At 64.3% G+C, this 22,857-nt stretch carries 24 protein-coding genes; 20 read left to right on the top strand and 4 right to left on the bottom strand.

Translation table 11 applies throughout. The features are described 5' to 3' along the window. The first annotated feature begins 37 nt into the window (after positions 1-37). The 3 genes from nagB (at position 38) to OCL88_RS07675 (ending at position 3,043) form a co-directional block, all read left to right on the top strand. A complete protein-coding gene (gene nagB, locus OCL88_RS07685; RefSeq protein ID WP_264962118.1) occupies positions 38-820 on the top strand; it encodes a glucosamine-6-phosphate deaminase in 783 nt (260 codons plus the stop codon). A gap of 8 nt (positions 821-828) precedes the next feature. After that, on the top strand, positions 829-1,155 hold the full coding sequence (locus tag OCL88_RS07680; protein WP_031216063.1) for a DUF3039 domain-containing protein: 327 nt from the start codon (positions 829-831) through the stop codon (positions 1,153-1,155). Positions 1,156-1,270: 115 nt separating this feature from the next. Then, positions 1,271-3,043, top strand: coding sequence for a DEAD/DEAH box helicase (locus OCL88_RS07675; protein ID WP_071416313.1), 1,773 nt, complete (start codon positions 1,271-1,273; stop codon positions 3,041-3,043). 172 nt (positions 3,044-3,215) lie between these two features. On the opposite strand, the gene OCL88_RS07670 is transcribed toward OCL88_RS07675, so the two are convergent. Both OCL88_RS07670 and OCL88_RS07665 read right to left on the bottom strand, forming a co-directional pair. Beyond that, positions 3,216-3,842, bottom strand: a complete 627-nt coding sequence (locus tag OCL88_RS07670; protein ID WP_264962117.1) for an isochorismatase family protein — start codon at positions 3,840-3,842, stop codon at positions 3,216-3,218. Continuing rightward, positions 3,842-5,197 (bottom strand): nicotinate phosphoribosyltransferase, encoded by a 1,356-nt coding sequence (locus tag OCL88_RS07665; RefSeq protein WP_410868064.1) that lies wholly within the window; start codon positions 5,195-5,197, stop codon positions 3,842-3,844. The genes OCL88_RS07670 and OCL88_RS07665 overlap by 1 nt, the downstream gene beginning before the upstream one ends. An 11-nt stretch (positions 5,198-5,208) precedes the next feature. Between OCL88_RS07665 and clpS the strand changes: the two genes are divergently transcribed. From clpS to rdgB, 6 genes are all read left to right on the top strand, one after another. Next, positions 5,209-5,571: an ATP-dependent Clp protease adapter ClpS gene (gene clpS / locus OCL88_RS07660; protein ID WP_021470973.1), complete on the top strand. Its 363-nt coding sequence runs from the start codon at positions 5,209-5,211 to the stop codon at positions 5,569-5,571. Then, complete coding sequence (locus OCL88_RS07655; protein WP_264962115.1) at positions 5,564-6,130, top strand: DUF2017 domain-containing protein; 567 nt, start codon at positions 5,564-5,566, stop codon at positions 6,128-6,130. Before clpS ends, OCL88_RS07655 begins: the two co-directional genes overlap by 8 nt. Positions 6,131-6,236: 106 nt before the next feature. Beyond that, positions 6,237-7,232 carry a glutamate racemase gene (gene murI, locus OCL88_RS07650; protein ID WP_264962114.1) on the top strand — a complete coding sequence of 332 codons (996 nt, stop codon included), beginning with the start codon at positions 6,237-6,239 and terminating at the stop codon, positions 7,230-7,232. After that, a complete protein-coding gene (locus OCL88_RS07645; RefSeq protein ID WP_021470970.1) occupies positions 7,229-8,026 on the top strand; it encodes an MBL fold metallo-hydrolase in 798 nt (265 codons plus the stop codon). Before murI ends, OCL88_RS07645 begins: the two co-directional genes overlap by 4 nt. A 42-nt stretch (positions 8,027-8,068) precedes the next feature. Continuing rightward, positions 8,069-8,827, top strand: coding sequence for a ribonuclease PH (gene rph / locus OCL88_RS07640; RefSeq protein ID WP_021470969.1), 759 nt, complete (start codon positions 8,069-8,071; stop codon positions 8,825-8,827). Beyond that, positions 8,824-9,486: an RdgB/HAM1 family non-canonical purine NTP pyrophosphatase gene (rdgB, locus tag OCL88_RS07635; protein WP_264962113.1), complete on the top strand. Its 663-nt coding sequence runs from the start codon at positions 8,824-8,826 to the stop codon at positions 9,484-9,486. The genes rph and rdgB overlap by 4 nt, the downstream gene beginning before the upstream one ends. Positions 9,487-9,530: 44 nt before the next feature. Here the strand turns inward: rdgB and OCL88_RS07630 are convergent, their stop codons facing one another. Next, complete coding sequence (locus OCL88_RS07630) at positions 9,531-10,295, bottom strand: DedA family protein (RefSeq protein WP_264962219.1); 765 nt, start codon at positions 10,293-10,295, stop codon at positions 9,531-9,533. Positions 10,296-10,423: 128 nt separating this feature from the next. Here OCL88_RS07630 and OCL88_RS07625 point away from each other — a divergent pair, with 128 nt between their 5' ends. The 5 genes from OCL88_RS07625 (at position 10,424) to OCL88_RS07605 (ending at position 14,208) form a co-directional block, all read left to right on the top strand. Next, a complete protein-coding gene (locus tag OCL88_RS07625; protein WP_031216060.1) occupies positions 10,424-10,825 on the top strand; it encodes a GntR family transcriptional regulator in 402 nt (133 codons plus the stop codon). Positions 10,826-10,830: 5 nt separating this feature from the next. Beyond that, entirely contained in the window at positions 10,831-11,757 is a 927-nt protein-coding gene (locus OCL88_RS07620; protein WP_410868067.1) for an ABC transporter ATP-binding protein, read from the top strand. Beyond that, on the top strand, positions 11,754-12,440 hold the full coding sequence (locus OCL88_RS07615) for a hypothetical protein (RefSeq protein WP_264962111.1): 687 nt from the start codon (positions 11,754-11,756) through the stop codon (positions 12,438-12,440). Before OCL88_RS07620 ends, OCL88_RS07615 begins: the two co-directional genes overlap by 4 nt. A 108-nt stretch (positions 12,441-12,548) precedes the next feature. Next, positions 12,549-13,562, top strand: a complete 1,014-nt coding sequence (locus tag OCL88_RS07610; protein WP_264962110.1) for an exonuclease domain-containing protein — start codon at positions 12,549-12,551, stop codon at positions 13,560-13,562. Positions 13,563-13,638: 76 nt separating this feature from the next. After that, positions 13,639-14,208 carry a DUF4395 domain-containing protein gene (locus OCL88_RS07605; RefSeq protein WP_264962109.1) on the top strand — a complete coding sequence of 190 codons (570 nt, stop codon included), beginning with the start codon at positions 13,639-13,641 and terminating at the stop codon, positions 14,206-14,208. Here OCL88_RS07605 and OCL88_RS07600 read toward each other — a convergent pair. Next, positions 14,198-15,256: an ADP-ribosylglycohydrolase family protein gene (locus tag OCL88_RS07600; protein ID WP_264962108.1), complete on the bottom strand. Its 1,059-nt coding sequence runs from the start codon at positions 15,254-15,256 to the stop codon at positions 14,198-14,200. The genes OCL88_RS07605 and OCL88_RS07600 overlap by 11 nt on opposite strands. A gap of 80 nt (positions 15,257-15,336) precedes the next feature. Between OCL88_RS07600 and OCL88_RS07595 the strand changes: the two genes are divergently transcribed. The 6 genes from OCL88_RS07595 to OCL88_RS07570 all read left to right on the top strand — a co-directional run bounded on the left by OCL88_RS07595 (position 15,337) and on the right by OCL88_RS07570 (position 22,843). Further along, entirely contained in the window at positions 15,337-15,693 is a 357-nt protein-coding gene (locus OCL88_RS07595; RefSeq protein ID WP_264962107.1) for a YidH family protein, read from the top strand. Between the two features lie 2 nt (positions 15,694-15,695). Beyond that, positions 15,696-16,055: a DUF202 domain-containing protein gene (locus OCL88_RS07590; protein ID WP_264962106.1), complete on the top strand. Its 360-nt coding sequence runs from the start codon at positions 15,696-15,698 to the stop codon at positions 16,053-16,055. 104 nt (positions 16,056-16,159) lie between these two features. Beyond that, positions 16,160-17,065: an MIP/aquaporin family protein gene (locus tag OCL88_RS07585; RefSeq protein ID WP_264962105.1), complete on the top strand. Its 906-nt coding sequence runs from the start codon at positions 16,160-16,162 to the stop codon at positions 17,063-17,065. Between the two features lie 68 nt (positions 17,066-17,133). Further along, positions 17,134-18,306, top strand: coding sequence for an exonuclease SbcCD subunit D (locus OCL88_RS07580; RefSeq protein ID WP_264962104.1), 1,173 nt, complete (start codon positions 17,134-17,136; stop codon positions 18,304-18,306). After that, a complete protein-coding gene (locus tag OCL88_RS07575; RefSeq protein WP_264962103.1) occupies positions 18,303-21,392 on the top strand; it encodes an AAA family ATPase in 3,090 nt (1,029 codons plus the stop codon). Before OCL88_RS07580 ends, OCL88_RS07575 begins: the two co-directional genes overlap by 4 nt. Before the next feature lie 86 nt (positions 21,393-21,478). Next, positions 21,479-22,843: an MFS transporter gene (locus OCL88_RS07570; protein ID WP_264962102.1), complete on the top strand. Its 1,365-nt coding sequence runs from the start codon at positions 21,479-21,481 to the stop codon at positions 22,841-22,843. The last annotated feature ends 14 nt before the right edge of the window (positions 22,844-22,857 follow it).

Below are 22,857 nucleotides of genomic sequence, written 5' to 3'. Positions count from 1 at the left end.
AGTTTGTAAGCATCCGCAACCGTTGAAAGGCCCGACGATGGAAGTTGTCATTCTCCCCGGCACCAAACAGATAGGCGCTTTGGCTGCCGACGCCATTGAGGCGCTCGTCAGGAGGAAGCCCAACGCGGTGCTGGGCTTGGCCACGGGCTCTTCGCCGCTGCCCATCTACGACGAACTCGCCCGACGCTACGAAGCCGGCAACCTGGACTTCAGCCAGGCCCATGGATTTGCGTTGGACGAATACGTCGGGCTTGAGGCTGGCCACCCGGAGTCATACCGCGAGGTTATTCGGCGCGAGTTCACCAGCCGGGTGAACATCAAGCCTGAGAATGTCCACAGCCCGGACGGTACCGCGGCGGATCTGGTAGCCGCCTGCCAGGCCTACGAGGATGCCATCAAAGCAGCCGGTGGGGTGGATCTGCAGATATTGGGCGTGGGGACTGACGGCCACATCGGGTTCAACGAACCCGGCTCCTCGCTTGCCTCGCGCACTCGTATCAAGACCCTCATTGAGCAAACCCGCAAGGACAACGCCAGGTTCTTCAGGAACATCGATGAAGTTCCGCACCATGTGGTCACCCAGGGCCTTGGCACCATCATGGACGCCAAGCATGTGATCCTGGTGGCAACGGGTGCGCAAAAAGCCCAGGCCGTGCGGGATTTCGTCGAGGGGCCGGTGGCGGCGATCTGTGCCGCATCCGTGCTTCAGATGCACCCCCATGCCACCATCCTGGTTGACGAAGCCGCGGCGTCCTCGCTGAAGTTGGCCGATTACTACCGCCACACCTACGACAACAAGCCGGAGTGGCAGGGGCTTTAGCCGGTAGGATGGATGGCATGACTACGCTTCCTCCGGATCCATTCGAGAACGACCCCATGCGAGAGCTTTCCGGAGCCGGAACGTCCACTGCCACCATTGAGCGCGAGGAAACGCGCCAGGAAGTGGAACCCGGCGATCGTGAGCGGTTTGCGCACTACGTGCGGAAAGAAAAGATCATGGAGTCAGCAATGACCGGCGAGCCCGTCATTGCCCTCTGCGGCAAGGTATGGACGCCCGGGCGTGATCCCAAGAAGTTCCCTGTCTGCCCGGAATGCAAGGAGATCTATGAAGGCCTCCGTCCGGGCAATGACGGCGGCCCGGGCGACTCCAAGTAGTGGCCGGGAAGTCACACCAAGCCCTCTTTGATCACTGCCGCTTAGCGGCTTGCCGCCCCGTTTCCGCCGTGAGGCCGGAAATGACGGGCGCTGCCATTTGCCTGGGGGACCTCGCATGACAGAAACACTCTTTGGTGGCCCATCCCTGCCTCCCGCCTATCCGGAACGCGCTGCGTGGGGCACCGCCCCGAAGCTGCGCGCCTGGCAGCAGGAGGCCCTGGACCTCTACATGACCCGCAGCCCCAAGGACTTCCTTGCCGTTGCTACGCCGGGTGCAGGTAAGACGACCTTCGCGCTGCGGATTGCCACCACTTTGCTCGACAGCGGCGTGGTCAACCGCGTGACCATCGTCGCGCCGACCGACCACTTGAAGAGGCAGTGGGCAGATGCCGCCGCCCGTGTCGGAATTGCCATTGATCCCAACTTCAAGAATTCCGATGGCCAGCACGGCCGCGGATTCGTTGGTGTTGCCGTGACCTACGCCCAAGTGGCCAGCAAGCCCATGCTGCATCGGGCCAAGACCGAAGCCGCACGCACGCTCGTGATCCTGGACGAGATCCACCACGGCGGCGAGGCGCTGTCCTGGGGTGACGGGCTGCGCGAAGCCTTTGACCCGGCCGCGCGCCGCTTGTCCCTGACGGGTACGCCCTTCCGCTCGGATACCTCTCCCATTCCGTTCGTGGAGTACGCGGAGGACCGGGACGGAATCAGGCGTTCCAAGGCCGATTACACCTACGGGTACGGTGACGCACTCCGCGACCACGTGGTGCGTCCCGTGCTCTTCATGGCCTACTCGGGCCAGATGCGCTGGCGCACCAGTGCCGGTGATGAGATGGCGGCCTCGCTCGGCGAAGCGGCGGTCACCAAGGACATCACGTCCCAGGCATGGCGAACAGCACTGAACCCGGCAGGTGAATGGATTCCTGCTGTACTCGCTGCGGCTGACAAACGCTTGAGCGAGGTCCGTCGGACCGTTCCCGACGCCGGTGCACTGGTCATTGCCACGGACCACGAGGATGCGCGTGCCTACGCCGGGCAGTTGAAGAAAATCACCGGCGAATCGCCCACGGTGATCCTTTCAGATGACTCCAAGGCATCGAGCAAGATCGAGGAATTCTCCGCAGGAAACCAGCGATGGATGGTTGCGGTCCGCATGGTGTCGGAAGGCGTCGACGTTCCCCGCCTGGCGGTGGGTGTCTATGCGACGTCAACGTCCACGCCGCTCTTTTTCGCCCAGGCAGTAGGTCGCTTCGTGCGTGCCCGCAAGAGGGGAGAGACGGCGTCGGTCTTCCTGCCGTCCGTACCGCCGCTGATGGTCCTCGCGAACTCGATGGAGGCCGAACGCGACCACGCGCTTGACCGGCCGGAGAAGGACGACGACGGCCTCTTCAACCCTGAGGAAAACCTCATGGCGGAGGCCAACCGTGAGGACAAGGCCTCTGACGAACTCACCAAGGGGAAGTTCGAGGCCCTGGACTCCCAGGCCTCGTTTGACCGGGTCCTGTTCGACGGCGGCGAGTTCGGCACCGGGGGAGACATCGGTTCGGACGAGGAGCTCGACTTTCTGGGCATCCCGGGGCTCCTTGACGCGGACCAGGTGGGCATGCTGCTCCGCCAGCGCCAGCACGAACAGCAGTCGCGCAGGAATCGGAAGGCGCCGGCAGCGGAAGCAGCCCCCGCCATACCGGATCACCGCATGCTGATGGATCTGCGGAACGAGTTGGCCAAGAACGTCTCCGCCTGGTCCGCGCGGACTGGAACGCCCCATGGCGTGGTCCACACCAAACTGCGCGAACTGTGCGGTGGCCCGGCCGTGGCGCAAGCGAACGAGGAGCAGCTGCAGGCGCGCCTGCGCAAGCTCCAGGACTGGTTCATCGGACGCAAGTAGCCCGCCCCCGCGCTTCCTCTATCACGTCCCGACGTGTTGGGGCGCTTCCTCTCTCCCTGGTGCCTTCAAGAAAATGACGAAACGCTCCCCAAAACGGGAGCGTTTCGTCGTCTCACAGCTAATACGCCTGTGATAGAGCGTTGGGGGAGGTGGGGTGGGATGTGATAGAGCGTCAGGGGCGTGCGACTTCGACCCCGGAGGCTTCCAACTCCTCGAAGACCTCCTCCGGGTCCTCGGTTATCCCCGCCGTAAGCTCGGCAATGACCGTGGTGTTGTACCCCGCCTGCACGGCATCCAAGGCAGTGGCCCGGACGCAGTAATCGGTGGCCAGGCCTACCACCACGACGTCTTCCACATCGTGGCTTTGCAACCAGTCATCCAGGCCGATCGCGTCCTCATCCAGCACTTCAGTGACCGCCTGTCCCGCTTTCAAGTCACCGGAAGGAACGTCGTCTTCCGGGGCGAGCACACCCTCGAATCCGGAATAAGCGGCGGTGTACTGCCCCTTCCGGAAATACGCCTGGATGAATTCGGGGTCGAGGTCCTCGTGGATTTCGGCGCCCTTGGTCCGCGCGCGGCAGTGCGGTGGCCAGGAGTCCACCATGTCCGGAGTCTCGGAGAAATGGTCGCCGGGCTCGATGTGCCAATCCTGCGTTGCCACAATGTGGTCGTACTGCTGCTGGTTCGCGTCAAGGTATTCGCTGATAGCGGCCGCCACTGCGGCTCCGCCCTGAACAGCCAGTGAGCCGCCCTCGCAGAAGTCGTTCTGGACGTCGACGATGATCAGTGCCTTGGACATCAGTTCTCCTCGTACACGGTGGGGATCGCTGCTTCGCCACGCTGCAGCCGGTTCACGACGGCGGGCAGTTCAGCCATGCTGGCGGCGTGGCGCTCCTTGGCCCGGATGACGCCTTCGGGGCCTGTCCATCCCGGGAGGACCTCGCCGTTTTTCACGAACTGCTGCAGGAGCGAACGGTCGTTTCCGTCATCCTCGGGCCGGTGTCCGATGCCCACGATCTCCTGCGTTGCCTTGCCGCGTTCATTGAGTTTGCGCAGTGCATACTTGCGTCCGCCCACGCTGGTCTTGTTCTTGGCGGCTTTCGCAACCGAAATGAACTCGCCGGCGTCGTTGGTGCGGCTGACCAGTTTGTAGACCATGCTGGCCGTGGGTGCTCCGGAACCGGTGACCAGCGAGGTGCCCACGCCGTAGGAGTCCACGGGTGCGGACTGGAGGGCGGCAATGGCGTACTCGTCCAGATCGGAGGTCACCACGATCCGGGTGTTGACGTTCCCCAGGTCATCCAGCAGTTGCCGGACCCACTGGGCCTGTGCCACAAGGTCTCCGGAGTCCAGGCGCACGGCGCCCAGTTTGTCGCCCGCGAGCTCGACGGCGGTGCGGACCGCCGTCTCGACGTCGTAGGTATCCACCAGCAGGGATGTTCCCGGGCCGAAAGCCGCGATCTGGGCCTCGAAGGCCTCCCGCTCTGTGTCGTGGAGGAGCGTGAAGGAGTGGGCCGCCGTGCCCACGGTCTTGATCCCGTAGCGCCTGCCGGCTTCCAGGTTCGAGGTGCTGGCAAAGCCGGCGATGACAGCGGCACGTGCTGCCGCCGTCGCCGATTCCTCCTGGGTGCGCCGGGAGCCCATCTCGATGCACGGGCGGTTCCCGGCCGCCGACGTCATCCTCGAGGCGGCCGAGGCGATGGCGCTGTCGTGGTTGAGGACCGAGAGTATGTAGGTCTCCAGGATGCAGGCTTCGGCGAACGTGGATTCAACAATGAGGATGGGGGAGTTGGGGAAATAGGCGTCCCCCTCCGCATAACCCCAGATGTCTCCGCTGAATTTGTAGTTGCCGAGGTAATCCAGTGTTTCCGGGTTGACCACCTTGTTCTTCGCCAGGAATTCAAGCTCGGCGTCCCCGAACCGGAAATCGGCGATCCCCTCAAGCAGGCGTCCGGTCCCGCCGACCACGCCGTACCGGCGTCCGTCGGGGAGGCGGCGGGCGAAAGCCTCGAATACCGAACGGCGGTGCGCGGCCCCCGAGTGGAGTGCCGCCTGCAGCATCGTCAGTTCGTAATGGTCTGTGTACAAGGAAGTTGCGGGGTGGTCCCACGACGTGGCTCTACTCACGAAATTCACTCTAGTGCGAGCCGCCATAGAATGGACAGATGAGCCCTAGCGTTGCGTTTGGTACGGATATTGATGAACGGACGGAAGCTTCAGAGTTGGCTGCCACTGATGTCCTGACCGCCCCGGACATCCCCTGGAACCTTGTGATCTGGAACGACCCCGTCAACCTCATGAGCTACGTCAGCTATGTTTTCCAGAGCTACTTTGGCTATTCCGAGTCCAAGGCACACAAACTCATGATGGAAGTCCACCGGAAAGGCCGGTCCATTGTGGCCCACGGGAGCAAGGAGCAGGTTGAGCAGCACGCTGTAGCCATGCATGGCTTCGGATTGTGGGCCACCGTGGAAAAGGCCGCCAGCGGCAACGAAACACCCGGAAAGGGCGGCCGCCAGAGTGGCTAAGGCATTCAAATACGGACTCAAGGGCATCACCGGCTACCTCGAACCGGCCGAACGGGACCTTCTTCGCGGACTCCTGGACGACGTCATTTCCATGCTCGAGACCGAGGCCAAGGAGAATGAAGATCCGTTGGCGGCCATGATCGGCCTGGACATGGACGTGAAGCAGCCAGCCGACCGTGCCCTCCTGCGGTTGCTGCCCAACGTGATGAAGGACGACGACGCCGGCTCGCTCGAGTTCCGGCAACTCACCGAGCGCTCGGTGCGGGAAAGCAAAATCGGGGCCCTGCGGGCCACGGCGATGGGGTTGGACAAGGACGACCTCGTCCTGACGCCGGCCGATGCCCAGCGTTGGTCCATGGCGCTGAACGATATCCGCCTTGTCCTGGCCGAGCGCCTCGACATCCGGGACGAGGCTGACGCCGACCATGTCCACAGCATGCAGGACTGGAGCCAGGCGGAGGATGTCGAGAGCTACCTGGCCTTGGTCTACAACTTCACCACGTGGCTCCAGGAGTCGTTGGTTCAGTCGATGTTGGCCGCACGGCAGGCGAAGCCCTGAGCCGCGCGGACGGACGCTGCCGCCGCTCTCGTGTGACAAATCAGACACGGGCGGGGAGACGCAGCTAATGGCCGCGCACCAAGGGAAGCCTTATTCTCGAATAATCATGACTTCACCATCGGGCAACTCAACAGGCGTTTCCACTGAGCTTATGGGCGCGCGTCCGATCGGTGTTTTCGATTCCGGTGTTGGTGGCCTGACGGTGGCCCGCTCCATCATCGACCAGCTCCCCAACGAGTCAATCCTGTACGTGGGGGACACCGCCCATGGACCCTACGGGCCGTTGCCTATTGCCGAGGTCCGGGCCAATGCCCTCGGCGTCATGGACGAACTGGTGGATTCCGGCGTCAAGCTGCTCACCATCGCCTGCAATTCCGCCTCGGCGGCCGTGCTTCGGGACGCCCGGGAGCGCTATACGGCCCGTTACGGAATTCCGGTCATCGAGGTGATCCAACCGGCGGTCCGGCGCGCAGTGTCCGCCACCCGGACCGGGCGCATCGGAGTCATAGGGACATCTGCCACTGTGGGTTCCAGAGCCTACGAGGACACCTTTGCCGCGGCTCCGGACCTTTCGATTACGTCCGTGGCCTGCCCCTCGTTCGTAAACTTCGTCGAGGCGGGAATCACCACCGGCCCGGAGCTCCTGGCGGCAGCAAACGAATATCTCGAGCCGCTCAAGCAGTCCAACGTGGACACCGTAGTCCTGGGCTGCACGCACTATCCCTTGCTCACCGGCGTGATCTCGTTCGTGATGGGTGAGGACGTCACCCTCGTCTCCAGTGCGGAGGAGACCGCCAAGGACGTCTACCGGGCCCTGGCGAACGGCGGCATCCAGCGGACGGAGGCAAGTGCGCCCAGCCATGAGTTCATTGCCACCGGTGACGCAGCCCAATTCGAGACCCTTGCCCGCAGGTTCCTTGGGCCGGAAGTTCTCTCGGTCAAGCATGTAGACCATGTCTCCGCCCAATATCCAACAGGTAGCCTTGCCCGCATCACGCCGGAGATGCTTGCAGCGGCCAGAGCCGGGGCGGGCTTGGCGCGCCGGTCCTATTTCGTCCAGCCGGACAACGGTACGCGGGCTGCGACGGAGAGTGGACTATGAAGCTGACGATCGTGGGCTGCACGGGCTCATTCCCGGGACCCGGCTCGCCGGCGTCGTGCTATTTGGTGACCGCCCACGACGGTGAGCGCGAGTGGAAAATTGTCATGGACCTTGGCAGTGGCGCTCTGGGGGCCATCCAGCGGTACACCGACCTTGAGGACATCGACGCCATTTTCCTGACCCACCTGCACCCGGACCACTGCATGGACCTCTGTGGCCTGCATGTTGCTGTCCGATGGAAGCCGGGCGGTTGGGGCCGTGACCGTCTTCCCGTGTGGGGTCCTGCTGCGACGGCGGACCGGATGGCAACCGCGTACGGGCTCGACCTCGATCCCGGCATGCACGAGGAATTCGACTTCACCAACTGGGCGGAGCAAAAGCCCGTGACGGTCGGACCCTTCACCGTGACCCCGTACGGCGTCAACCATCCGGTGGAAGAGTGCTACGCATTGCGTGTCACCGCAACAGAGCCGGGCAAGGACGGCACGCCGGTGACCCGGGTGTTGACGTATTCCGGAGACACCGATTCCTGCCAAGGCCTGGAAGACGCGGCGCAGGGGGCAGACCTTTTCCTCTGCGAAGCGGCCTTCGAGGAAGGCCGCGATGACGCCATCAAGGACGTCCACCTCACCGGGAAGCGTGCCGCGGAGGCTGCGGTGAACGCCGGAGCCAAGCGGCTGCTGCTGACCCACATCCCCGTCTGGACGTCCCAGACGAAAGTGATGGCTGAGGCCAAGCCGGTGTTCAGCGGCGACGTCGCTGTGGCTGTGGCAGGGGTCCACTACACGGTCTAGCCCAACTGGGCCGCAGCCCTGCATCCTCGATAGGCTGGGGGCATGACTTCAGAAGCAACAGCCGCCCCCGTCATCCGTGCCGATGGCAGGACCCCCGATCAACTCCGCCCCATCAGCATCACCAGGGGATGGTCAAAGCAGGCCGAAGGGTCCGCGCTCATCGAGTTCGGCAACACGCGTGTGCTGTGCACTGCTTCCCTCACGGAAGGCGTCCCGCGGTGGCTCAAAGGCGAAGGCCGCGGCTGGGTCACCGCCGAGTACGCGATGCTGCCCCGGGCTACGAACACCCGGTCGGACCGTGAATCCGTCAAGGGCAAGATCGGCGGCCGCACCCATGAGATCTCCCGCCTGATCGGGCGGTCGTTGCGCTCCATCATCGACACCAAGGCCTTGGGCGAGAACACCATTGTCCTTGACTGCGATGTCCTCCAAGCCGACGGCGGAACCCGCACCGCGGCGATCACCGGTGCCTACGTTGCGCTTGCCGAAGCCATCCGCTTCGCCCGGGAGAACAAGCTCATCTCCCGGCACGCAGAACCCCTGGTGGACACTATTGCAGCTGTTTCCGTGGGGATCATCGACGGCGTTCCAATGTTGGACCTTCCCTATGTGGAGGATGTCCGGGCAGAGACGGACATGAACGTGGTGGTCACCGGTTCCGGTAAGTTCGTGGAAGTCCAGGGCACTGCCGAAGGCGCTCCTTTTGACCGTGATGAACTCAATGCCCTTTTGGACCTTGCCTTGATCGGGACGGGCCAGCTGGCAGCCATCCAGCGCGAAACCCTGGCTGAGGCGCCGTGAGCGGCACCAACCCGCAGGACGGTGGCCCGGTGCTGGTTTTGGCCACGCACAACAAGGGCAAACTGAGGGAGCTCAGGGAGTTGCTCCGCGGGCAGGTGCCCGGCGTGGATGTGGACACCCAAGTGGTGGATGCAGCCGCCGTAGGTGCCCCTGACGTTGCCGAGACGGGCGTTACCTTCGCGGAGAACTCACTCCTGAAGGCCCGGGCGGTTGCCGAAGCCACCGGACTGGTTGCCATTGCTGACGATTCCGGCCTTGCCGTGGACGTCCTGGGAGGGGCTCCGGGGATCTTCTCTGCGCGCTGGTCGGGCAAGCACGGTGATGACGCTGCGAACCTGCAATTGCTGCTTGCCCAACTCTCCGATGTTCCTGATGCCTCCAGGGGCGCTGCGTTTGTGTGTGCGGCAGCGTTGGCAGTGCCCGGCCCGGCAGGGATCTCCCGTGAGACGGTTGAGTACGGCCAGCTTGAAGGTACCCTGCTTCGCGAACCACGCGGGGACGGCGGTTTTGGTTACGATCCCATCCTGCAGCCCAAGGGCATGGACCGCAGTTGCGCAGAGCTGGGCTTCGAGGAGAAGAACGCGATCAGCCACAGGGGACAGGCGTTCCGCGCCCTTCTTCCTGCGATCGTTGAGGCCCTCTCCAAACCCCGCGGTTAGTTTCAGGGCATAGACAAGAAAGGCGCCCCTCGGGGCGCCTTTCTTTAGTGCTCGCCGTGCTTTTCGGGTTCGTGTTCTTCGATGAATTCTTCCACCGGGTCCGTGCCCTCGGCTTCTGCCTTGCGCTTTGCGATGAAGCCACGGCCTACTTCGATGAAGACCGGAATCACCGAAATCAGGACGATGACAATGAAGATGATGTCCAGGTTGTCACTGACCCACGGCACGCGGTCGCCGAGGAGGTAGCCCAGGAGCGTCACGCCACCGCCCCAGAGGACGGCGCCAATGACGTTGAAAAGGAAGAACTTCCGCTTGTCCATCTGGGCCACGCCGACGATCACGGGGACGAAGGTCCGGATGATGGGGACGAAACGGGCCAGGATCAGTGCTTTGCCGCCATGCTTTTCGAAGAAGGCATGGGCGCTTTCGACGTTCTCCTTCTTGAAGAGGCGGGAGTCCGGCCGGTTGAAGATTGCCGGGCCCGCTTTGGAGCCTATGAGATAACCGGTCTGGTTGCCGACGATCGCGGCCACGATGATCAGACCGGCCAGTGCCCAGATATTGAACTTGATAGTGTCCGTTGCCACGAGGAGACCCGCCGTGAAGAGCAAGGAGTCCCCGGGCAGGAAAAACCCGACCAGCAGCCCGGTCTCGGCAAAGACGATGCCGCACACCAGCAGCACAACCCACGGGGCAAGTGCGGGGTCGGCAAGGAAGACCTGGGGGTTCAGCCAGTCCGGCAGGAATGACGCCATGGGTGGCCGTACCGGTCCCGCGCCTCCAAAAGTGGATACGGCAAAGTCGCTCATCGCAGTAAAGATCACCCATCAAGCCTACTGGAACTGCGGTGGGCCGTTTTTCGGGAAGACCTTGACGTGTGGTGTCTTGCTTGTATGGTTAGTTACATGAGTAATGAACCAATGATGGTGTGCCGCCGGTGATTGACGACAGCAAACCGATCTTCCTGCAGATTGCGGAACTCATTGAGAACGGGATCGTGGACGGAACCATGCCGGAGGAGTCGCAAGTGCCCTCCACCAACGAGTTCGCGGCCTTCCATCGCATCAACCCGGCCACAGCCGCCAAAGGAGTGAATGTGCTGGTGGACTCCGGGATTCTTTACAAACGCAGGGGGATCGGGATGTTCGTTGCCACAGGGGCCCGCGCGCAACTCATAGCGCGGCGGACCGAAGAGTTCTTTGAGCAGTACGTCAGGCCGCTGACCGTTGAGGCCCGCAAATTGGGGATTTCGGCCGAACAGTTGAACCACATGATTGAACGCGGCGCCAGGCTGGCTCCTGATGCCGGAAACGACAAGGAAAGGAGCGCGGCCCTGTGAACGAGATGATCGTCGAGGCCCGTAACCTGAGCAAGCGCTATAAGGACGTCAACGCGTTGGAGGACGTCAACCTAAGCCTCGCCGCCAACCGGATCTACGGTCTCCTGGGCCGCAACGGCGCTGGGAAGACCACGCTGATGTCCATCCTGACGGCCCAGGCCTTCGCCACTTCCGGGGATGCGCTGGTTTTTGGAAAAGCGGCTTATGAGAACGACGCCGTACTTTCCCGGATCTGCTTCATCCGCGAGTCGCAGAAGTACCCTGATGATTTTCAACCCCGCCATGCGTTCCGTTCCGCTGCCCTGTTCTACAAGAACTGGGACCAAGGCTTTGCGGAACTGCTGGCCGAAGAGTTCCAACTCCCGATGAAGCGCCGGATCAAGAAGCTGTCCCGCGGCCAGCTCTCTGCCGTGGGGGTCATCATAGGCCTGGCATCACGGGCGGAGCTCACGTTCTTCGATGAGCCCTACCTCGGCCTCGATGCTGTTGCGCGCCAGCTGTTCTACGACCGGCTGGTACAGGATTACGCGGAATTTCCCCGCACGATCATCCTCTCCTCGCATCTGATTGACGAGGTGGCAAACCTCTTGGAGCACGTGGTGGTCATCGACCGCGGACGGATCATCATGGATGCCGACGCCGACGACATCCGTGGTTCGGCCGTCACCGTGTCCGGATCCGCGGATAAAGTGGACGCTTTCCTTGCCGGCCGCCCCGTCCTCCACAGGGAAACCTTGGGATCCCTCGCCTCGGTCACCGTGGACCAGGCGCTGGACAGGCAGGCGAGGGCAGAAGCGGAGGAATTGGGGCTCGAGTTGTCCCCGGTTTCGCTGCAGCAACTGGTGGTACGCAAGACCATGGCCCGCACGGGATCAACGGCTTCACAGCCCCAATCCGAATTCGCAGATGGCACGATGGAGGCAACCCGATGAGCCGGTCAATGGCAGTTGCACGAATGCAGCTGATCAACAGATGGACGTTTGTCGGCTGGCCCCTGGTGATCCTCGTCGCCTCGTTCCTGATGTCGTTGGCCATCTTTGCCCTGATTCCCGTCGACGAGGCAAAGTACGGCGGCGGGAGCCAGGCACCACTGTGGTACTTCATGGTCCTTGGAATCCAGAGCATGACGCTGGTGTTCCCCTTCTCCCAGGGCCTCAGCATCAGCCGCAAGGCCTTCTACGCCGGTTCCTTGGGCTTGTTTGCAGTGATCGCCCTGGGCATGTCGGTGCTGTACCTCCTTGGCGGGGTTATCGAGAAGGCAACCAACGGCTGGGGTGTCTCCGGATACTTCTTCAACATCCCGTGGATCACTGACGGACCGTGGTACTCCACCGCCGCGTTCTTCTTCGTCGTGATGATGCTGATGTTCATCGTCGGTTTCTGGTTCGCCACGATCTTCAAGCGCTGGGGGACCGCCGGAGTGCTGATCTCCACCTTGGGGACGGCCATGGTACTCGTGGGCTTCGTGGCACTGGCTACCGTCCAACAATGGTGGGGCTCGGTTGGTGCGTGGTTCGCCCAGCAAAGTCCGTTGAGCATCAGCGGGTGGACGGCCCTGCTGTGTGTAGTCCTGGCCGCCGGTTCCTACTCCACGCTTCGGCGTGCAACGCCCTAAGCCTCCATCGCGCGCTTGATGTAGCGTTCGCCACACTCGCAGGCTGGAAGGGCCGCCCCGCCGGGAAATCGGCGAAAGGGCGGCCCTTCCGGCCTGTACCCTTGTCCAGTGGCATTGGACTTTACGGCGATCGACTTTGAAACGGCCAACGGCTTCAGGGGCTCGCCCTGTTCGGTCGGGCTCAGCAAAGTCCGCAACGGCGTGGTGGTGGAAGAAGCCTCCTGGTTGATGCGGCCGCCGGAGAACCATGACCACTTCGAGTACCACAACACGCGGATCCACGGCATCCGCGCCGAAGACGTAGCCGGCATGCCCAGGTTCGGTGAGTTGTTCCCGGAGATCGGTGCCTTCATCGGCGATGACATCCTTGCAGCGCATAACGCAGCATTTGATCTGGGTGTCATCCGCTCCGGCCTGGAAGTCTCCGGATTGCCCGGACCAGCGTACGAGTACGTCTGCACGGTGATGTTGTCCCGCCGGTGCTACTCGCTGGTTTCCAACTCCCTGCCCTACGCTGCCGAAGAGGCCGGCGTTCCATTGGTCAACCACCACGACGCCACCGAGGATGCCCGCGCGTGCGCTGGAATCCTCGTTGACATTGCCCGGCGCAACAGTGCCAACAGCATCGCCGAACTCTACCTCTCCCTGGGCCTGGCACTCCCGCGGCAACCGGCCTTTGACCCGGCCTTCGGACTGTCCAAAGCCACTGCGTCCGCGCTCGCCGCACGCCTGGTAGGAACCGCGGTGTCAGGGCCGGGCTCGCCAAACCCGCCGGCCAAGCGTGCGTGGTCGCCCTGGCCCGAGGAAGGTCCCAACCCGCTGCCCAACCCCGGTGCTGAACCCGGCCACCCGTTGTTCGGCCAGACAGTGGTCTTCACCGGCGACCTCGCAATGCCCCGCCCCGAGGCGAAGGCGCGTGCCGCGGACCTGGGTGCCAGCCCCGAGAGCAGGGTGACTGCCCGCACTACGGTGTTGGTGGTGGGGGACGGTTTCGTCGCCGGGGACCTTCGTGCCGGCAGGCTCACGGGCAAGGCAAAGCGCGTCCTGGAACTCCACGCAAAAGGGCAGCAGATCGAAGTGGTGTCCGAGGGTGAATTCCTCCAAATGGTGGGCGGCAACTAGGCGGCAGGCCCGGGAGGGCATTCATACTGCGCAACATTGCTTCCGGCCCGGCAACCGGCGCTCGTAGCCTTGGGGCATGACCTCCAAGCTACCCGTTGCCGCACCCGATGCGCCCCGTGCTTCCACAAAGTCCGGGCAGGGCACTGTTCCAAGGCGGCTCTTCGACTTTCCGAATCCGGTGAACGAGTACGCGGCCCGTATCACTGCCGGGCTGGTGGTGGTGCTGGCCGTCGTGACCCTAGTGACCGGATGGGGGTGGGGCCTGGTTGCGTTGGCCGTCGGTTTCTGGCTCCGGGTCCTGTTTGGTCCCCGTGTCTCTCCGCTGGCACTGCTCTCCGTGAAGGTCCTCGCGCCGCGCCTGGGCCGAACCAAGCTGGTGCCGGGTCCGCCCAAGCGCTTCGCCCAAGGCATCGGAGCGGCGTTGACGACTGCCGCCGTCGTGCTTTTCTTCCTCGGCGCGCAACCGGCTGCCTGGGTCCTGCTGGCGTTGCTGATTGTTGCGGCATCGCTGGAAGCCTTTGCGGGATTCTGCCTCGGGTGCGCCATTTTCGGCTTCCTGCAGCGCCGGGGCCTCATCCCCGAGGACGTGTGCGAGGCGTGCAATAACATCGCCCTTCGGCCCGCGGCGGACGCAGTCAGCCGGTAGTAACCGCCAACAGGCGCTCCGCCATGCCCCGGATAACGTCGGGGGCTTCGAGAGCGTGCATCCAATCGGCCGGCAGGCAGCGTTCGCCGTAGAAGGCACCCAGGAGGTTGCCGGCAATGGAGCCGGTGGAGTCGCTGTCGCCGCTGTGGTTGACAGCCACGGCAACTGCCTCGCGGAAGTGCTCTTCCGGATCGCCGCCCGCAGTGGACAGGACCGCATAGAGCCCGACGGCGAGGGCTTCTTCTGCGACCCATCCCTCGCCAAGGGCGGTGGTCAGTTCTTCCGGGCCGAGGCCGGGGGCTTCCGTGGAAAGACGGAGGGCGTCCTGGAGCCTGTCTACGAGCTCGGGCGCCTTGAGCGGCAGGCCTTCCACATGACCCAGGGCGTTGGCGGCGGCGTCACGGAGTTCCTGTCCGGCCACGAGGTTGTGAATCATGAGGCTGAAGGCTGCGGCGCTCAAGCGGGCAGATGGGTGGCCGTGGGTCAGGGATGCCGCGTCCATGCTGAGCTTGGCCACGGCTTCGGGTGCAATGTGGGGTACCAGGCCAAACGGTGCCGAGCGCATGACTGTCCCGCACCCTTTCGATTCCGGGTTGACGGGCCGGGCCGCAGTTCCCATTTCACCGGTGGCAAGGCCGCTCAGGCAGGCATTGCCCGGAGCGCGGCGTTGGTGCAGGACGTCCTGCAGGTCGATCCAGCGCGGCTGGGGGACCGGCGCAGAAGGGGAGGCAGCAACCTCCTGAGTCGCCAGCCAGCGCAAGTAGGCGAGCCACAAGCAGGCGACCTCATCGGCGGCGACTCCGTCATTGGCCCATTCCAAGGCTTCCACGAGGCCGTCGACCGTGTAGAGCGTCATTTGGGTGTCGTCCGAAAAGTGCGTGCCGCCGTCGAGCTGTCCGAAAGTCTTCAGGCCGCCCTCGCCAAAGCGCGCGCGGATTGCTCCTATGGAATCGAATTCCACTGCATAGCCAAGGGAATCGCCCAAGGCTCCCCCCAACAGGGTGGCGTGGACGCGGGACTCGAACGAAGGGCCGGCTGCAACACTCATGCCAGTAACTTACCGTGCCCCGTGGTGGCGCGTTGGTATGGTGGGGAGGCTGTGCAGCCCAAGAAACCCTGGAGTACAACGTGCGTGAACCGGATTGGCGACGAACAGGCAAGACACCTGACTACAGGTTTTCCCTCGCCAATGAACGCACCTTCCTGGCATGGATCCGGACATCCCTGGCCCTCTTGGCGGGTGCGGTGGCTATCGACCAACTGGCGCCCAACATCGCACCGCAACCTGTGCGTTTGGCCCTTTGCGTCCTGCTCGCGCTTATTGGCGCCGGCCTGGCGGTCCTTTCCTACCGCCGCTGGGGCCAGATGGAAGCTGCGATGCGCAACGACCAGGCGCTCCCTTTCTCACGCGTCCTCTTGTTCATGACCATCGTGGTGGCCGTTGCAGCGTTCGGCTTCGCCGTCTTGATCCTGGTAGTGCGCTGAACATGGACGCGGAGGCCGCAGATGTTCGGGACCCCGGACTGCAGCCGGAACGCACGACTCTTGCCTGGCGGCGGACCTTGCTGTCGCTGGTGGTGGTGGATCTCTTCATCTGGCGGAGCTGGCTGACCAGCGAACCGACGTCCGCCCAGCTTATGCCCGGCCTGCCCGGGCTCGACTATCAAGGCGTGTGCGCCTTGATGGCCGCCGCGGCCACCATCATCCTGGCGTGCGTCGTGTGGATCCGCTCACGCCAACTCCACGCGGGAAATGCCGCCGTGTCTGTGTATTTGCTTGCGGTGTGCACCGCAGCGGTGGTGGGCCTCGGCGGTACGGCGATCGCGGCCATTGCCGTAGGCGGCTAAGCTCGGAGGTAGGCCCCGGACGCCCTTTACGCCCAGCAACTCCCCAGACTGCGTTGGCAAGATACAGAGCGTCTTCATTCCCACAGCTTAAGGACCCTTCAGCCATGACCTCTTCCCCGCAAGATACCGCCGAGCACCCGCCGGGATTGATCGCGCGGCTCGGAGCTGAGGCTTTGGGAACGATGTTCCTGGTCCTCGTGGCAGTGGGGGTCAAGATCTTCTCCACGCAGCAAGGCGGACCGGCCACCGCGCTGGCCATCGGCCTTTCGGTGACCGCAGGCATGATCGCCTTCGGTTATGTTTCGGGCGGCCACTTCAATCCGGCCATTACGCTGGGCAACCTCATAGCCGGCCGTATCCGGGCGGCTGCCGCCCTGGCTTACGTTGTGGCCCAGGTTATCGGCGCCGTGGTTGGTGCAGCCCTGATCTACTTCGTGGTCCTTGCCTCGCCGGTGCTGGCCGACGCCCGGGCTGCTCTGGGCACGGCCGCGGCCGGCTACGGGGAGCACTCCGCTGCCCAGACCCAGCTGGCCGGCGTGCTGCTGGCGGAAGTAATCGGCACAGCCATCCTGGTGGGCGTCTTCCTGGGAGCAACTGCGGGACGCCGCGCTATTGCAGCCCTTGCACCCATCGCTGTGGGGCTGGCCACCGCGGTGTTGCTGCAGTTCGGCGAGATCGTGGGCAATCTGCCGTTCAACCCGGCCCGTGCCACAGGCCAGGCCTTCTTCAGTCCGTCCTGGGCCCTGGAGGGGCTGTGGCTGTTCTGGGTGGGGCCGTTGCTGGGCGCAGCCCTGGCCGGTTTTGTCTTCCGTGGTTTCAGTAACTTTCCGGCGGCCGCTCCGGTAGCCGGTGATGTGCCGGAGGCCGGCAACGACGGCGGAGCTGCCGCAGTCGGTGCCGTTCAGGCCCCCGCCGTCCCGGCTACTGCCGAGGCGCCCGTTGACAGGGGCCGCACGGCAGACAAGGAAGACGAAGCCCGCGACTTTTTTGACGGGAAGAAGGGCCAGTAACGTAACGGGAACGACGACGGGCGGCCCACCTGCCCTTTTTTGTCGGTGCCCGCCGTTAGCTTGAAGATATGCGGTTACTCCATACCTCGGATTGGCATCTCGGCCGGTCCTTCCACGGCGTTGGGATGCTCGATGCCCAGCGCAGCTTCATTGACCAACTCGTCTCCTGCGTTGGCTCGGAGGCCGTGGATGTCGTCCTGATCGCAGGCGACGTCTATGACCGCGCCTTGCCCGGACTGGACGTCGTGAAGTTGCTTGACGAGGCCTTGGTCCGCATCACGCAGGCCGGTGCGTCGGTGGTCCTCACCAGCGGCAACCATGACTCCGCCATACGCTTGGGATTTGCCTCGCGGCTCATGGAACAAGGCGGCGTCCATCTCCGGACGCGCATCGAAGACCTCGATGTTCCCCTGCTGCTTCCCGCCGGGACCAGCGAGGGGAGCGGGCACGTCGCCATTTATGGCATTCCCTATCTGGAACCGCGGCTGGTGGCCGAACGGATGGGGGTCGAAACGGCAAGCCATTTTGCCGTGACCAAGGAGGCCACGGACCGGATCCGGCGGGACGTCGAACGTCGCCGTGAATCCGGACCCGTTCATCCGGTGGTCCTCGCCCACACCTTTGCCAGCGGCGGCATCACCTCGGACAGCGAACGGGACCTGAGCATCGGTGGATTGGGCGCCGTTCCGCTGGACCTCTTTGGGGACTTCACCTACACGGCTTTGGGCCACCTGCATGGCCGCCAGGAACTTGCCCCGAACGTCCGGTACTCGGGCTCCCCTTTGGCATATTCCTTCTCTGAAGCCAAGCACCGCAAGGGAGCCTGGCTGGTTGAGCTGGACAACGCCGGCATGTGTGAGGTTCGCGAGGTGCTGTGGGAAGCGCCGAGGTCCTTGGCGGTCCTGCGGGGCACCCTGAGCGAGCTCCTGGAATCCCGGGATCATGCCTGGGCTGAATCGTCGTTCTGCCAGATCACACTGACCGATGCCCAGCGTCCGGCCCAGGCCATGGAGCAGCTACGTACCCGGTTCCCGGACACCCTGGTACTGACCTTTGACCCGCAGGGCGCGGCTGCCCAGGAGAAATCCACCTACAGCAGCCGTCTTGCCGCGGCCGCGGATGATCTTGGCGTGTGCTGCGGGTTCCTCGAGCACGTTCGCGGCCGTGGACCGGAAGGCACCGAGGAAGCTGCCCTCCGGGAGGCCCTCGAAGCTGTCCGGTTGGAGGAGGCGGAACTGTGAGAATCCACCGCTTGGAAATCGAGGCCTTCGGTCCGTTCGCCCAGCCGCAGCACATCGATTTCGACCAACTCGGCGCCCAGGGGCTTTTCCTGCTCAACGGTGCCACGGGGGCAGGCAAAACCAGCGTGTTGGACGCCATCTGTTTTGCCCTCTACGGGTCTGTTCCCGGAGCCCGGCAGGACGGCAAACGGCTGCGCAGCGACCACGCAGCGCCCACAGCCGAGCCCCGGGTGGTCTGTGAGTTCTCCGCCCGCGGCCGCAGGTTCGAAGTCACCCGGTCTCCCGCGTGGGACCGGCCGAGCGCGCGTGGACGCAAGGGCTTCACCACCCAGCAGGCCAAGACGCTCCTCCGGGAACGGGTGGCCGGTGAGTGGGTGGAGAAGTCGTCGCGGAACGACGAAGTCGGCGCCGAGCTTTCAGAGGTCCTGGGAATGGACCGCGAACAGTTCACCCGGGTTGTCATGCTGCCGCAGGGCGACTTTGCGGCCTTCCTGCGTTCCAAAGCGTCAGACCGCTTGGACCTCCTTCAGAAGCTCTTTGGTACCCACCGCTTTGAGTCCGTCGAGCGGCAGATCCAGCTTCAAGCGGCGGAAGCCGGCCGGGCAGTCGAGGACAATGCCGCTGAGCTGAAGATGTTGCTGGACCGCGTGTCCGCCGAGGCCGCGCACCTGGGGCTGGAAAGCACCGGGCCTGCTGCCACGGGATCCACCGGCACGTCAGGATCCACCGGCACGCCAGGATCCATCGGAACCCCTGGATCAAGCGTTGCGGTGCCATTGGAGGAGGCCGGACTGGCGCCCGAGGAGTGGCTCGAGGCAATAGGTGATGCCATTGCCACGGAGTGTCGTCGACGCAGGGAACAAGCTGACGCAGTCGAGGCCCGCTCGGCCAGGCTGGCAGCCGCGTTGCAGGAAGACCAGGACAAAGCGCAGCGCCACGCGCGGTTGGCTGCTGCCACGCAGCGCAGGGTGCTCCTCGAACTGGCAGCCCCGCGCGCACTGGAGGACCGGGACAGGCTCGGCCGGCATCGTCGTGCATCAGTCCTTGGCGGACACCTGGACGCCGTTGAGAATACCGCGCGGAAACACCGGGCCGCGGTCGCGGCCATGGAGTCCCTCCGCGAAAAACTCGCCTCTGCAGGATTTTCCGAAGCCACGCTTGCCGAGGACCTGGAAAAGGTGAAGAAGAACGTGGCCGTGCTGGAAGCCCGGCTTCCGGACGAGCGACGCTTGGAAGATCTTGGAGTCCGGATTCAGGAGAAACTCCGGGAACAGGCTGCCGCAGGGCTGGCCGTGGATTCCTTGGCACGCTCCTTGGAAACCCTTCGCGCCGAAGATGCCTCCCTCCTGGCGGACATGGAGCCGTTGGAGCCCCTCGCCGGCCGGAGGGAGGTTGCTGAGCGTGAAGCGGCAGCCGCGGCGGAGGTAGTGGACCTCGTCGCCCGGTACCAGGCCGCAGCCCGTGACCGGGATGGCTTGGAAGCCCTTCACGCGGACGCGCGAACAAAGACCCAGGATCTCCGCCAGGCATGGCTGGACCTTCGGGAAGAACGGCTCGCCAATGCCGCAGGAGAACTCGCCGCAGCGCTGGCTGACGGTGACCCATGTCCTGTCTGCGGCAGCCAGGACCACCCGCATCCCGCTGAAGCCGCGCGGAGCGCACTCTCCCTTGCCCAGGATGAAGAGACTGCGGCCCTGCACTTCGAAACGAGCGAGAAAGAACTCACCGGCATTTCGGCGAAGCTGACATCCGCCGGGCAATTACTGGCCGGTTTGGCTGCCCAAGGCGGAGCGGTGGACCCTGCGCTCGCGGAGGAAGAAGCGGCGAACGCAGCGATGGAGCTCGCAAAAGCACGGGATGCGGCCGCCCGCCTTGATTCCCTGCGTTACCGGCACGCCGGGCTCACGGCGAGGATGGAGAAGCTGCAGGAAGAACACAATGCTGCTGCGGCAACGGCCGGCGAGGCCGCCACGCTGTCGGGTGCTCTTGGGGAACAGCACGCCGGACTCGAAGCGGACTTGTCCGGTCTTCGGGCCGGTTTCACCAGCCTGAAAGCGCGCCTCGAAGAGTTGACCGGACAGCATGGGCTGCTGCAGACGGCAGCAGCCGCCGCACGTGAGGTGGACGGGACAGAGCGGGCCGCGAAGGAGGCCGTGGCTGCTTTGGAGAGGGCCTTGCCGGAAGCAGGGTTCAGCACCGCTGATGAAGCCCGCCGGGACGTGCTGTCAGCGTCGGATGTGGTGGGACTGGAGAAGAGTCTTTCGGATTACGACACCGAGGCTGCACGGCTGGATGAGTTGTTTGCCGCCGAAGACCTTGTCCTCGCTGCCAAGGAAGCCACTATCGGAGAACTGCCGAAGGACCAGGACCAACTCAAGGACTCGACGGCTGAAGTGCTGGCCGCTGCAAAGTCCGCCAAGGATCTTGCCCTTGCGGCCGGCCTGGCGGATAAAGCTGCGCAAACGGTGACCAGTCTGCGCGAACGTTACCTCAATCTCGCCGCGGACGGCAGGGAACCGCGGGAGCGTGCCAGGTTGCTCAGCGGATTGGCCGATGCCCTCCGCGGCGCCGGTGACAACAACTACCGGATGAGCCTCAACAGTTATGTCCTGGCCGCACGCCTGGAGCAGGTTGCCGCTGCAGCTTCGGAACGGCTCGTTGCCATGAGCGATGGCCGCTACACCCTCCGGCACACTGACGCGAAAGCCGCCCGGGGGGCCAAGTCCGGCTTGGGGCTCGAAGTCGTTGATCAGTGGACGGGCCAGCGACGCGACACCTCCACATTGTCTGGTGGCGAATCGTTCATGGCCTCGTTGTCATTGGCTCTCGGTCTGGCAGATGTGGTTCAACACGAGGCCGGCGGCGTGGACATCGAAACGTTGTTCGTGGACGAAGGCTTTGGAAGCTTGGACGAGCAGGCCCTGGAACAAGTGATGGATGCTCTGGAGGGCCTGCGTGACGGCGGCAGGGTAGTGGGTTTGGTCAGTCACGTTGCCGAGATGAAGCAGCGCATCAGCAGCCAATTGCAGGTGGTGAAGGGCCGAAGTGGCTCCACCGTGCGGGTGGTCGAAGCGATGCCTGCCTGAGGTCCCATCCTATAGAATTGAAAAGTTATACCGGGTCGCGCGCATCGGGAGGAGGGACGATGCGCACACTTAGCGAACCCGGAATAATGAAAGAAACTTTTTTGGCCTCCCAGCCCACGCCTGTCGCGTCGCCCCAATCTAACCCACGGCCCAACCCACGGCGGTCCCGGCTCCCCGGGCGTTTCGCCCGTTTGCCCGAACTGGCAGGCGCCGGATTCCTGCCGATCGGCCTCTTTGCCCGCCTCCCGTTGGCAATGCTCACGGTAGGCACCCTGACCCTGGTCACAGCTGTCAGCCACTCCTACGCCATCGGCGGCATGGCAGCCGGGGCGGTCGGCATCGGATCGGCCCTCGGCGCTCCCGTAGTGGGGTCCCTCGCCGACCGCGCAGGTCAGCGCATCGTCCTGCTGACGGCTGCCGTGGTGAATGCACTCGCGGTGGCAGCGGTGATCGCGGCCGCGTATTGGACCCCCTCTTACACTTCGGGCCTTGACGCCCTGGGCGTGCTGGTTGCCGCCTTCGTCGCAGGAGCCAGCTCACCGCAAGTGGGGCCCATGGCCCGCGTTCGCTGGATGGCCCTCACCACGCACAACCTGCGGGCGGGGCAGGGTGGCAGCCGGAGCGTAGCGGCCAACCGGGCCGATCTGGATACGGCATTGTCTTATGAGGGGACCGCGGACGAGATCACGTTCGTACTGGGCCCGGCCCTGGTGGGTCTGTTGGCCAGCCTCATCACTCCCTGGCTTCCGCTGGCGTTGGCGGCGCTGTTGACCTGCATCCTGGTCCCTGCGTTCGCTGTCCATCCCAGCCACCTCGCTGTGGTCCCTGCGCCGCGGAAGCCTGCAACCGGCGTCGTACGTCCCGAAGACTCCGGAGGCCGGAATCGCTGGGCCGCGGCCGTGGTGGCCGTCCCGGTGGTGGCGATGGTTTGCATGGGGACCTTCTTCGGCGCCACCCAAAATGCCCTGAGTGCCTTCTCGGCTGACTACGCCACCGCCGAGCTGGCCGGTCTGCTGTATGCGGTGATGGGCCTCAGTTCCGCGGTGGCGGCGTTGTCCGTTGCTTTCTGGCCGCAGAGGTTTGGTCTGGCGGCCCGCTGGGTGGTGGCAGCCTTTGCCATGTCGGCGTTGTCGCTGTTGCTGGTGGTTCCGGCCGGCATTTGGCCCATGGTGGCTGTCCTTCTGATCCTGGGCATTCCGGTGGGACCGGTGATGGTGACAGTGTTCAGCATCGGAGGCGTGGTGGCTCCCGCAGGACGCATGGCTACTGTCATGACGGCCTTGGCCAGCGGGATCGTTGCCGGTACGGCCTTGGGCGCGTACCTCGCCGGCCAGCTGGCTCAAACCCAAGGGGCGGCAGCTGCCTTCACCGTGGCGATGGGGGCAGCCGCCGGCCTGCTCGTTCTCGGACTGGTGACGTGGCTCGTCATGCGCGGACGGCAGCAGGGCTAGCAGGCCACATCGGG

Origin of the sequence: Paenarthrobacter sp. PAE-2, from assembly GCF_026013155.1 — a bacterium.
In the GTDB taxonomy this organism is placed as follows: Bacteria; Actinomycetota; Actinomycetes; order Actinomycetales; family Micrococcaceae; genus Arthrobacter; species Arthrobacter ureafaciens.
This window is presented reverse-complemented; position numbering and strand designations above follow the sequence as displayed.

Coding starts and splice junctions, on each gene's coding strand:
- clpS (WP_021470973.1), top strand. CDS start 5,209: ATGAGCCCTAGCGTTGCGTTTGGTACGGATATTGATGAACGGACGGAA.
- murI (WP_264962114.1), top strand. CDS start 6,237: ATGACTTCACCATCGGGCAACTCAACAGGCGTTTCCACTGAGCTTATG.
- OCL88_RS07605 (WP_264962109.1), top strand. CDS start 13,639: ATGACCTCCAAGCTACCCGTTGCCGCACCCGATGCGCCCCGTGCTTCC.
- OCL88_RS07615 (WP_264962111.1), top strand. CDS start 11,754: ATGAGCCGGTCAATGGCAGTTGCACGAATGCAGCTGATCAACAGATGG.
- OCL88_RS07585 (WP_264962105.1), top strand. CDS start 16,160: ATGACCTCTTCCCCGCAAGATACCGCCGAGCACCCGCCGGGATTGATC.
- OCL88_RS07580 (WP_264962104.1), top strand. CDS start 17,134: ATGCGGTTACTCCATACCTCGGATTGGCATCTCGGCCGGTCCTTCCAC.
- OCL88_RS07600 (WP_264962108.1), bottom strand. CDS start 15,256: ATGAGTGTTGCAGCCGGCCCTTCGTTCGAGTCCCGCGTCCACGCCACC.
- OCL88_RS07680 (WP_031216063.1), top strand. CDS start 829: ATGGATGGCATGACTACGCTTCCTCCGGATCCATTCGAGAACGACCCC.
- OCL88_RS07675 (WP_071416313.1), top strand. CDS start 1,271: ATGACAGAAACACTCTTTGGTGGCCCATCCCTGCCTCCCGCCTATCCG.
- OCL88_RS07570 (WP_264962102.1), top strand. CDS start 21,479: ATGAAAGAAACTTTTTTGGCCTCCCAGCCCACGCCTGTCGCGTCGCCC.
- OCL88_RS07645 (WP_021470970.1), top strand. CDS start 7,229: ATGAAGCTGACGATCGTGGGCTGCACGGGCTCATTCCCGGGACCCGGC.
- OCL88_RS07665 (WP_410868064.1), bottom strand. CDS start 5,197: ATGGCGGCTCGCACTAGAGTGAATTTCGTGAGTAGAGCCACGTCGTGG.
- nagB (WP_264962118.1), top strand. CDS start 38: ATGGAAGTTGTCATTCTCCCCGGCACCAAACAGATAGGCGCTTTGGCT.
- OCL88_RS07670 (WP_264962117.1), bottom strand. CDS start 3,842: ATGTCCAAGGCACTGATCATCGTCGACGTCCAGAACGACTTCTGCGAG.
- OCL88_RS07590 (WP_264962106.1), top strand. CDS start 15,696: ATGGACGCGGAGGCCGCAGATGTTCGGGACCCCGGACTGCAGCCGGAA.
- rph (WP_021470969.1), top strand. CDS start 8,069: ATGACTTCAGAAGCAACAGCCGCCCCCGTCATCCGTGCCGATGGCAGG.
- OCL88_RS07620 (WP_410868067.1), top strand. CDS start 10,831: ATGATCGTCGAGGCCCGTAACCTGAGCAAGCGCTATAAGGACGTCAAC.
- OCL88_RS07630 (WP_264962219.1), bottom strand. CDS start 10,295: ATGAGCGACTTTGCCGTATCCACTTTTGGAGGCGCGGGACCGGTACGG.